5 protein-coding genes are annotated in these 12,505 nt (G+C 31.1%); all 5 read right to left on the reverse strand.

Translation table 11 applies throughout. From position 1 onward, the window contains the following. Positions 1 to 69: 69 nt before the first annotated feature. The 5 genes from L1S49_RS03890 to L1S49_RS03910 all read right to left on the reverse strand — a co-directional run bounded on the left by L1S49_RS03890 (position 70) and on the right by L1S49_RS03910 (position 12,466). Positions 70 to 6,627, reverse strand: a complete 6,558-nt coding sequence (locus L1S49_RS03890; RefSeq protein ID WP_238902629.1) for a glycoside hydrolase family 2 TIM barrel-domain containing protein — start codon at positions 6,625 to 6,627, stop codon at positions 70 to 72. 354 nt (positions 6,628 to 6,981) lie between these two features. After that, entirely contained in the window at positions 6,982 to 8,466 is a 1,485-nt protein-coding gene (locus L1S49_RS03895; RefSeq protein ID WP_238902630.1) for a hypothetical protein, read from the reverse strand. 104 nt (positions 8,467 to 8,570) lie between these two features. Further along, the gene (smpB, locus tag L1S49_RS03900; RefSeq protein WP_021800678.1) at positions 8,571 to 9,041 is read right to left on the reverse strand and encodes an SsrA-binding protein SmpB; all 471 of its coding nucleotides are present in this window, start codon (positions 9,039 to 9,041) and stop codon (positions 8,571 to 8,573) included. Positions 9,042 to 9,121: 80 nt separating this feature from the next. After that, positions 9,122 to 11,137: a methyl-accepting chemotaxis protein gene (locus L1S49_RS03905; protein ID WP_238902631.1), complete on the reverse strand. Its 2,016-nt coding sequence runs from the start codon at positions 11,135 to 11,137 to the stop codon at positions 9,122 to 9,124. Positions 11,138 to 11,323: 186 nt separating this feature from the next. Further along, on the reverse strand, positions 11,324 to 12,466 hold the full coding sequence (locus L1S49_RS03910; protein WP_238902632.1) for a YibE/F family protein: 1,143 nt from the start codon (positions 12,464 to 12,466) through the stop codon (positions 11,324 to 11,326). Between the last annotated feature and the right edge of the window lie 39 nt (positions 12,467 to 12,505).

A 12,505-nucleotide genomic window follows, 5' to 3' on the forward strand; every position in this document is an offset into this window, starting at 1 on the left:
AAGAAACAACACATAATTAGGCATATAGAAAAAAGGAGCACTATGGCTCCTTTTCTCTGTTATATATTTTTACTCATCAGAGGGGTTCTGCTTTTTCTTCCTTATAATAATAGCTCCAGCTGCTATTGTTAATAATCCTAGTGCCACTGCTTGAGAAGGATTTACTCCACCTGTTTGAGGTAGATCACCCTCATTACCGTTGTTGCTTCCATTATTGTTGCTGCCATTATTACCAGTTCCGCCGTTGTTATTTCCATTGTTGCCTCCATTATTTCCACCGCCATTACCATTGTTTCCGCCACCATTACCTGGTTCTTCATCAACTGTCTTCTTAATTAAGCCTTCTATTGCCTTATCTAAATTACTTATAGCTTCATCAACCATCTTTTGATCTGCCTCTTCATTAGCTGCTATATCTTTAGCTTTAGTTAAAGCTTCAGATAAAACTTTCCAGGTTGGGGTTGTATAAGCTTCTTCTTTTAATTCTTCTGCCTCTTTTATTTTTTCGTTAAGTTTAGTCTTGTCTCCCTTAGCTACTAATTGAGTTATTGCTAGATTTAAGCTTGTTCTTAACTCATCTACAGGTGCTTGTTCTACATTATCATCTTTTAACAATTCATCTGCTTTAGCTATTAAATCAATTAATGGCTTTGTACTTTCTTTAGTGTATATTTCAAGATTTAATAGTTTAACATTAGTAACTGTCATTATTAATTTTTCTTTGTTAGCTTTTAAAGAAGCTTTTGAAACTGTTTCTAATAATGTTTTTGTTATTTTATCAACTTCTTCTTGTTTCGCATCGTCTTTGTTCATTACGGCTTTAGCTTGATTAACTACTTCTTCTAATCCTTCAATGCTTGCTGGTCTGTATTTATCACTGTTTGCTAAAACATCATTTGCTACTTCTAAAACAGTCTTAAGTGATGTTTTATTTGCTCTAAATACTAGGTTTACTATTGATGAACCAAGATCATCATAAGCCTTTTTAACTTCTGCTTCTGATGCATCACCATTTTTAGATACTTCTTTTGCAATATTTAAATTGTTTATGAAGTTTTCCCATGATGCTGTTGTATATTTGTCTTTATATTCTAATATTGATTCTGCTGTAGATATAAGGGTTGTTAAGTTTAAGTTATCAGCTCTATCAGTTAACTTAACTGTTGCTTCAAGTAATTCCTTAAGCATATTATCAACTTCTGTTTGAGTTACTTCAGGATTTCCTATTACTCCTTCAGCCTTTATAATTGCAGTTTTTAATATCTCTACTGAGGCTGGAGTGTATTTTTCTTCATTTTGTAGTTTTTCTTTCGCAATTTCAACTTGTGATTTTAATATTTCTTTATTAACCTTAAGTTCTAACTGTGCTTTTGCTAAGGTTAATTTATCAACTGCTTCATTTATTTCAGTTTGTGTAGATAGAACATTATCAATAACTTCTTTTGCTTTATATAGTGAAGTTATGAAGTTAGTCCAACTTTGCTCAGTGTAATTTCCCTTTTCTATATTCAAGTTTCCATTATATAAATCATTTAATAATGTTTTATCAGTTTCTGGTAAATCTACTTTTGGTACAACTAAATTATTAATATCTAACCAAGTAACTACAGAATCATCTTGTGGTTTAATTAGATATTCTGTTTCTTCTTTTCCAAACGCAGTTTTCTGAGCAACTATCTCTTCAACTGTTAATGCCTTTGAGTAAACTCTTGCACTACCAAATTCATAATCACTTGTTCTACCAGTTTCAGGACAATAACCTAACCATAATGATTGAGTATTTGCTGCTAGTCCACTTGCAGCAACAGGAGCTGTTCCAAGCAAGGTTCCATCAACATATACTGCTAATGTGCTACCATCATAGGTTCCAACTACTTGATGCCAGTTTCCAAGCCAATCCTTAGGTATATCGATTATAGCTTCCTTAGTGTACCATCTATTATCTGTAGACTTAACAAATATATCTACTGACATTTTACTAGAACCAGAAGGCCTTGTTCTTAATCCAAAGTTGCTGTCTCCCTTACCTATAATCATATTATAGTCTTTACTTGTACTAGTTGGTTTCACCCAAACTTCAGTTGTAAATGCCTGTCTACCTTTAAATAAGGAGTCAAATATGTCTTCACCGTTTGTACCTTTATTATTTGCAAGTTCTAATCTTCCACTTAATCTAACTCCTCTTGATGAATCTGAAATAAGTTTAGAACTAGTAGTTATTAATGGATTTATTCCATTTTTACTCTTATCTCCTATATATGCTGGATCTGCACCTTTAGTTCTAGCTACATCTTCTACAGCTTTTAGAAGTTTGTTTTTAAGTTCTTCGCCAACTTTTGCTTTTTGTTCTTCTGTTAAATTATCATATTTAAACTTAAGTTCCATTACTGCATCATATTGAGAGTAAGAATATACTATTAAGTTTTGAATTGCTGATATTATTTCATCTTCATCAAATCCCTGAGAATCTCTCCATGCCTTGCTTAATTCCATTGGAGACTTATCTGTTGTATAAGGTATAATTGTATATTCATAGTTATACGCCTTATCATTATTTACTCTATATTGAGGCAAAGTATCTGGTCCACAGCTCTTATTACCATTACCTTGAGACACATAATCTACTGATAATATTGTTTCTTTTTTAGGTGCACCTAGCTCATATGGATGTCTTGTATTGCTTAAATCCTGAGCAGTAAAGTGAAGTGCACTAGCTTCTAATAGATCTTTTCCTGCTACTAATAAAGCATTATTTTTATCCTTATTATTAACACTAATCCATTTAACTCCTGTTAAGTTACCTGCATCTTGTGTCTTTAAGAATGGATAGAAGAAATCTGACACTGAATTTTCGTATACGCCAACTGTTGAGAAAGTATTTCTATCTTGATAAGATTCAACTGGTCCATTTCCATACCAAGTTACATTTTCGTAGTTTTCTGGCAAGGTCATTGTTGAACCTACCTTTAAATATCTTCCCATGCTTGTCTTTGTTGCATCTACAGTAAGATTAACTGTTACTTCTCCAGTTCCATTTATGGTATATATTATTTTTTCTTTTGCACCCTTTGCGTTATTTAATACTAAGTCACTTGTGATTATAGTTCTTCCATCTTCACCTTTACTTATATCAATTCCACTAACTGTAATATTTTGATTTGCATTTTTCCATGTGCCATCATAGTTTCCATTATCGTTACTTACTGGTGCTCTCCAGAAGTTTGGAGTAGGACCATTTTCAATCAATACTTCTCCATTATAAACATACTTCTTCATTAATCCTGTTGTCTTGTCTATATTAAAGGAGAAATTTTTTCCTGCTACTGAAATTTCTGACGTATTACTATTATCTACTGTAACTTCTTCTTTAGATATAGCAGTATCTGCTTTTGGTACACTTGTCTGCACTGCAAATTGTTTATATGAAATTTCATGACCTGCTTTAGCCCATAAAGTATCATTTTTTAAATTAACTGAAATATTTAAATAATATTCTGCACCTGCTTTTATTTGTTTTGGCATACTATAAGGTATAGTGATTGCCTTAGTTTCTTTAGGTGCCACATTTACATCATTCATTACTCCACTATCGATTACTTTTCCATCTTCAAGTAATCTCCAATTAAGAGCATACTCATTTAAATTCTTAAAATTGTTTTCATTGTATACATTAACCTTCCTTGAAGCAATTTCCTTATCATTTGCCTTAAACCAAAAACTTTGATATTGAAATTTCACTTCATAAATCTCTGGTTGAACATCTCTATCTGCTGATATTAATCCATTATTGCAGAAGTCTCCATCATTTGGAGTATCTCCCCAATCTCCTCCATATCCATAGAACTTTCCGTTTGCTTCTTCATTATAGAATTCTTGATGTGCATCTGAAGAAGCGTAGTAGTCCCAAACATTATTTGAACTCTCACTTATTTCCTTTGAATAATCTATCCATAATAATACTTTTTCTGAGTCAGCTTTGATTGCTGGATCTGCGCTGTATTGTGCTTTTATTTCATCTGCTGTTAAAGCATCTTTATATATACGTGCCATTGAAATTACACCATCAAAACTTCTGCCTCTTACTGTATCATATCCAACTGCTACTGGTGCTTCTGTTGAATCTATTGCTGAACTTTCTGTTCTAGTTCCTTTTTCAGCTCCATCAATAAATATCCTTAATACACTTCCATCATAGGTTCCAACAACTTGATGCCAGTTTCCAACCCAATTGTCTGGGAACGCTACAGTACAACTCTTCCAGCTTCCACCTGTTACTATAAAGAATTCTAATCCACTTCCCGAACTTTGAGTTTTTAATGCAACTTGATTATCTCCTTTTGAAAGTAGTACGCTATTTAAGTTAGTAGAAGCAGGTTTTACTATTGCCTCAAAGGTAAATGAAGCATTGCTTCCAGATAACTCTCTATTGTATACATCATTATTTTCTGATTTCATTATGGTATATCCATCGTAAGACTTACCTGTTATTGATCCATTTCCTGCATCGGAAGTCTTACCACTTCCATATACTGTTCCTGTAGCCCCTATGCTACTTTGGTCTTTGATACTATATTGTTTTGGAAGATCAGTTAATCTAGATTGATCCACCCAATCCCATACAAAAGCTCCTATCATATTTTTTGAACTTCTTATACCATCCCAATATTCTTTTAGGTTTCCTACTGCATTACCCATAGCATGAGAATACTCACAAAGAACGTAAGGCATTGACTTAGTAGCCTTAGACCAAGTTGTATCTACTGTTGGATACATATTACTGTCTACATCTACTCCTCCATCTGATCCTAAACCTTCACTATGGAGTGGACGAGTGTTATCACGATCTTTAAAATACCACACCATTTCTGGATATAAATTATTTGCACCATTTCTGTCGTAAGACATTTCATTTCCTATAGACCATATAATTACAGCTGTTTGATTTTTTAATGTTTGGAAGGAGGTATTGGTTCTATCCATAGTAAGTGCTTTTAGGTAAGTTCCTACTGCACCTTGATTGCTCATTAACGCATGACATTCTGCGTTTGTTTCTCCCATCATGTATAAACCGTATTTATCAGCTAAGTAATAAAGATATTCATCATTTCCATAATGAGATGTACGAATTGCATTGATGTTGTACTCTTTCATAAGTTGTACATCTTTCTCTATTACTTCTTTTGGAACATGTTTCCCATATACAGGATCTGTATCATGACGATTCGTTCCTTTTAATAGTAGTGGTTGTCCATTAATCTTCATGGTTTCATAGTCTTGTGTTATTCTCTTATACTCAGTTCTATTATTTACTTCTGATCTAGTAAATGTTATTTCTCTAAATCCAAGCTGCTGAGATAAACTTTCTAACTGGTTTCCATCATTATCTTTTAGTGTCATTACTAAAGTATAAAGGTTTGGATTTTCTGCTGACCATAACTTTGGAGATAATACATTTTTATCCCCTTTTACTTCTAGCGTCTTATTAGAATCTATACTTGCTACGGGAATACTAAATTCATTATTTTCAAGTACATTAGTACCATTTCCATCAAACAACTTAACATCTACTTTATAACCTGATATATCACTTGAAGATGTGTTTTTTAATTTTAATGATAGATCTAAATTTACATTTACGAAATTTTCATCTAAGTCTGTTACTACTGAATAATCATATATGTGAGTATCTGGTGTAGATCTAAGATATACATCTCTAAATATACCACCGTCATAAATCATATCTTGGTCTTCCATCCAAGTACCATCACAAAACTTATGAACCTCAACTGCTAATAGATTTTCTTCTCCTTTAGGATTTAAATAATCCGTAATGTCAAAGTCATGAGGTCTATAGCTGTCTTCGCTATATCCTACTTCTTTACCATTTATATATACATAGTATGCTGATTCAACACCTTGAAATGATATATATACTCTACCATTTTCCTGAATCATGTTATCGTTTACCTTGAAAGCCTTACGATAAAGACCAACAGGATTATAGTTCACTGGTGCTTTAGGTACCTGTACATTTTGATCATATTTACTCTGCCATGGCATTTGTACATTTGTATATATTGGGAAATCAAATCCATAAGTTGTCCAACTTGCTGGCAAAGTTACATTTTTCCATCCATCTTCACTATTTAATTTATAGCTATTATTCATGAAACCGCCATCTAAAAACTTTTGTGCCTTACTAGCATTTTGAACTACTGTTAAATCCCAATTATTATTTTCACCTGTTAATGGTTGATAATAATTTGATCTTTCTTTCTCATAATTTAAGGAACCTAGACGAGCTGATTCAACATCGTGATATGCTACTGTTGAAGTAGTGGATTCTTCTCTATTTATTCCAAAAATATCAACTGCCCTAACTGATTTACCATTAAGATCTGTATAATCTACTCCCATATACTCTTTGTGAGTAAATTTTTTCTCATTTACTCCAAGCTTTGTTTCAGCTTGTATTATCTCTGACCTTTTTTCACCCTTCCATGCCTCAATTTTACGATTAACTGTTTCAGCCGCAGAAACTTTGATTGGTATTGCTTGGCCTATAGCACTCAGCGCTAAAGTAACCAATATACCTAGTGATATTGCTCTCTTTCCTTTTCGATACATGTTTTACCCCCTATACCTTATTATTAATTATTAAAATAAACTTTTTTAGTAAGGCCAAATAAAGATGTATAGTTGTTTTTAAGAGCATTAATATATAAGATTTTAAGAAAAATTTTAGTAAATTATTTACTTCAAAATTTATAATTCCAGAACCTTACATAGCAGATATGTTTATTAAAATAACTTCATAACTAATTATAATATCATTTACCATAATTTTACATATAATTTTATTGGATAAATCTTCAAATTTATTAGCTACTAATTAATTATTCAATTATTACTGTAAAACTTTAAAGTAAAATGCCAGTTAAATTTATATTTATTTTACTTAACTGGCATCTTTATAATTATTTAATTTTTATCTTCTTTTACATACTCCCATGTCTTTCCTTGATCTTTTGATCTATAAAGAGCCTTAATTCCTCCATTATAATCCCCATCTGAACCTTGCCCAACTAATATATTAAGATCTTCTCCTTCTTTAGTTGGCATTCCAGGAAGGTCAAAAGGATTATATGGTTCTGCTCCATTTAATGGTACTTTTACTTCTGGAAAACTTATCTTTGTGAAGGTAGTTCCTCCATCTTCTGTTCTATATAGTTCTCCACGTGCACCACCACTATGCGCTAAACATATAAATCCTAGTCTATCATCTAAGAAAGTTATACCCGCTGCTGCCCCTATTTCCCCTAAAAATGGATCACCATTTACAAGTGACCAGTTTGTTCCACCATCTAATGTTTTCTCTAGTGCATAAGCTCTACTTCCAGCTGCTGCATCTGTTACTTCTAATCTATATCCGGTTTTTTCTGATAAGTAAAATTTATCTACTCCATTGCTCTCTTCTTTAGGAATATCTTTACTTCCTTTGTTTAGAGTTTCACTTTTGATATTATTTAAATCCTCTACTAGTATATATCTGTAGGGTGTAAGTGTACTTTCTTTTCCTGGTACATATACAGATACTGCATACCCTATTATCTCTGGATCCCTATTTCTAACTGACCTTGTTTTTCCTTCTGAATCTATATAAAGAACTCCGCTTCCATTATATCCAAAGCTTCTTTTTCCTGAATAAAGAATACCATATTGATTTTCGTCCCATTTGCTTATAGTTTCTTTAAGTGGAATAACCTTCATTGTATTTATAGAAGGTTCTAAAAGTTTATCATCATTAAAGTCCGCATTTGCATTTCCATGTAGATATATTGTTATCTTACTTGATTTGGTTTTATTATAGGAAATTAAGTAAGTTTCTAATTTTCCTTTCTTATTTTCTCCATACAAAAAGGTATTAAAGGAGGTTATTGTTCCTTCTTTATCGAATTTAAGGTCAACATTGTTTGCTATATATAGTTTTGACGCCATAGGAACTTTTTTATTAATATCTTGTAGTATTCCTTCTATTCCATCCTCATATATATTATTATGCTTAAGCTCTACCGTTTTTTTATCCTTCAAATCCTTTAAGATCCATGAAAGTTTCCCATTAAAATTCATGCTGGTTTTATATATCTTACCTCCATAAAATATAAACAATGAAACCATAAAAATTAATGTAATAACACCATAAGTCAGTCTTATATTTCTATTTTTAATCAATCTACCTGATTTTATTGTTATAGGCTTCTTAAGACTCCTTACTATAAAAATTATTAAATATACAACAAAAAATGCTAAGCATAAAAGCAGCATTGTAAGGTTGTTATTCATTCTTCCAAACTTACACAAGGTGTATAGATTATAAAAAGAAAACCAATAAACTGCTATAAATATTGGATTAATCATCATTCGTATAAATAATTGTCCTCTTGTAATTTCTCTGTACTCTCCCATTTTTCTATTTACCTTCTTTCACTAGTTGACATAAATAAATTATACCTCAAATTTCCAATAAAAAAGAAGCCATCACAAAACATTTTTGTAATAACTTCCTTAAATTAGTATCTACTTCTTTCTTTCATTTGTCTTTCTACATCTCTTTTATGAGCTTTTTCTAACATAGAATCTCTCTTATCGTAATTCTTTTTACCTTTACAAACTCCTAAGTTAACTTTAACTCTTCCATTTTTTAAATATAAAGATAAAGGGATAAGTGTTAATCCTACTTGTTGAACTAAACCTATAAGTCTTCTTATTTCTTCTTTATGTAAAAGTAATCTTCTAACTCTAAGTGGTTCTACATTAAATATATTTCCTTGCTCATACGGACTTATGTGCATATTTTTAATAAACACTTCTCCATTTATTACTTCTGCATAACATTCTTTTAGGTTAGCTCTTCCTGCTCTTATAGATTTTACTTCTGTTCCTACAAGTTCTATTCCTGCTTCCATAGCTTCTTCTACAAAATAATCATGATGAGCTTTTCTATTTTCTGCTAAAGTTTTATTGTTACTTTTTCTAACCATTATATCACCTACTTGGTTTTATTATCTTTTACTATTATAATATATAACTCTGTCCATAACAATAAAGCTCTATACTTTAATTAATCTATTTTAAAGACTTCAAGTTCTTCTTGAACCTTTTCTGAAGATTCATGTAAAAGTTCTGATGATGCATATATCTCTTGACTTGCTGCACTCATCTCTTCTGCAGATGCTGTAATTTCTTCTGCAAAGGAGGATACATGCTGTGATATTGATGATACTAAATTAATGTCATCTATTAGCTCTTTTTTCTTTTTATCTAATATATCCGTAGCTTTTACCATGTTTTCTATTTGTGGCGCTACATTATTTAGAGAGGAAGCTATTTCTTCAAAGGCTTCTGATGTTTTTATTATTATATCTTTTTGCGTCAATAACTCTTTATTTAATTCTATTGTTCCTCTTGATATATTCTTGTTATCATTTAATACCTTACTGCTTATTTTTTGTATATTTTCAGAGGCTTCTTTGCTTCTTTCAGCAAGTTTTCTTACCTCTTCAGCTACTACTGAAAAGCCTTTCCCGGCTTCCCCTGCACTAGCTGCCTCAATAGCTGCATTAAGTGCTAAAAGGTTTGTCTGCTCTGATATTCCTTTTATTAAATATGTAATTTCATTTATTTCATCTATGTTTTTACCCATGGCTTCTAGTTTTTCTCTAAATTCGTTAAAGGTATTAAGCATTTTACCAAACTCTTGCGATACCTCTTCTATGTCTTTTTTCCCTATATTAGACTTTCCATGAATGTCATTTACCATTTTTGCTACGTCTTTAAACTTTGAAGATATTCCATCCAATGTATTTTCGAATTCAGATGATATATTCACCATATTGCTTAATGAAAGTGTTTGATTATTAGTTCCTGCTGCAACTTCCTCAACTGCTTTAGCAATATTAGTAGTAGTTTCACTAAAATCTTTAGCTATTTTAGTTAATGATTCACTTTCTCCACCAACTCTATCTGAACTTTCTATAACATCCTTAATCATCTCTCTTAGGGAATTTTTTAAATTAAGTATTGAACTAGCTATTTCTCCAAATTCATCTTCTCTTTTAAGTAGCTTACCATCAACCTCAAAAACAAAATTTCCTTCTGATAGTGTTACTACATTGTTTTCTACTTTCTTAATTATTTTTATAATATAGTTTATAATATAGTATCCTAGCACTATTATTACTATCATTGCCAAAGCTATAGTAATTAGTGATGCTTCTTTCATTTCATCTAACTGGCTTAACAATTCTTCCTTAGGTATAGCAACTGCAAGAGACCATCCAGTTTTAGCTATAGGTGCATAGCCTACATATTTCTCTACCCCTTTATATAAATAGGAACTTGTACCTATCTCTCCTTTAATCATCTTCTCATGAATTTCTGCTAAAGGTTTTAATGATTGATCTTCCTCTGCTTTTCTAATTATATTTTCTTTTTGGTCTACAAGAGTTTTATCTGGATGTACGATTACATCGCCAAGATCTGATATTACATAAGCTATTCCATTTTCACCAATCTTGATTGTACTTATGAAATCACTTATTTTATTACTTCTCATTAACCCAACCAAGATAGCAACTATTTCTCCATCCCTTTCAATAGGAGCTGAAAATGGCACAACAAATACATCTCCTTCTAGCATAGAAAAATACGGATCTCCTATTGCAGCTGATCCTTGAAGCGATCTTTCATAAAATATCTTATTTAAAAGATTATCTTCCTCTCCATTGGTGTAAATAATATTCCCACCTAAATCTGCTACCCCCATAGAAAAATACTCATTCTCTTCAGAATATTTTTTCAGAACTTCATTTCTTTCTTCATTTGTTACATCAATTAGCCTACCACTATTTGCTAGACTTTTTATGTTATCAGATATATTTTCTAACTTTCCATTCATTCTTTCCGAAGTTTGTTGTCCTAATTCTACCAACATATTATTAGCAGTATTAACTACAGCATTCTTAGCCAATATATAGTTTGTTATTGATAAAATTATCGATGAACTAAGTGCAACAAGTAAGAAAAACACTAATAGCTTTGCCCTAATGCTTTTCTTTCTTCTTTTTTTATCCTTCATCATTTCTCCCCCTAATAATCAAGTTAAAACGTATACTCTTTCAAAAACTACAAGAATAATTATATAGTATTGTTAATTGTTAAACAACGAAGTCAATATTTGTCTTGCTTATGTAGGATTAGAGAAACTTATAATAAAATTTTAAATTTAATTAAAACAATAATTAAAGGTAGGCTTAATGCCTACCTAAATTTCAAGTTCTTTCACTGTAGAAGCTCCTAATATTTTAGCTGAAAGTAATGCTGTAACAGGAATAGATAATACTACTGCTATACTTCCTGACAAACCTTGAATTACTTCTACTACTAACATATCTAGATTTATAAGCTGGATGTATTGAATGTTATACATAAAAAGCATAATTAATATATTTATACTTGCTCCTGTAAATGCTAAAATAAGTGTATTTGTCATAGTACCCATTATATCTTTACCTATATTCATACCAGATACTAAAAGTTGTTTTTCTTGTATATTTGGATTCAGTTCTTTAAGTTCTGAAAGAGAGGATGCTATAGAAATAGTAGTGTCCATTATAGCCCCTACAGAAGCTATAAGTATCCCTGCAAAAAATAAATCTTTTATTTTCAAAGATGTATTGGTTGCTATAAATAATAGATTTTCAGCTTCTGTGGTGTTAAGTGTTGATATATGTGATATTCTACCAAAGATAGTTGCTATAACTCCAGCAAATAATGTACATAATATACAGCTTATGCAAGCTATTATTGTTTTTCTGCACCATCCATTAAGTGATAATAAGGTCACAAGAGTTGACAATATCACTACTATTATAGCAGCTAATATAGGCTCTACCCCTCTTAGTATCATAGGAATAAACAAATAAATTACACAAACAAGAGTAAATCCTAAAGAAAATATTGATTTTAATCCTTTTGATTTTCCAAAAATAAGCACAATTGCTAGAAATATACCAAGCAATACGTACATTGAATTCTCTCTGCTATAATTTGATATAACCGTGCTTGCAAAATCATCAAAAGTGTACACAATGAATTTTGTCCCAACTTTTGCTGGTTTATTATCTACACGCTCTACAAAATTCATTGCAGTAACTACTTTTCCTTTATTCTTCCCTGTTAAAACTTCTAATTCTAACTTTTGTTTCCCAATTACTATATAATCAAATTCTGGATCTTTCCCCATATCCTCTGAAATTATTTTTATTACTTTCGCTTTTTCATATACAATTCCTGTTTGAATATCTTCTGGTTTATTATAGGTAAGCGTTGAATTAAAGATATAAAGAAATATAAAAAATATAACTAACAAAGCAGCTGATATATAATTTGAATTCTTTTTTTTCATAAACTTATCTCCATTTTCTAATTAAGATTTTAAGGGTGG

Source organism: Clostridium sp. YIM B02506 (genome assembly GCF_022324845.1).
GTDB classification, from domain to species: Bacteria; Bacillota; Clostridia; order Clostridiales; family Clostridiaceae; genus Clostridium_T; species Clostridium_T intestinale.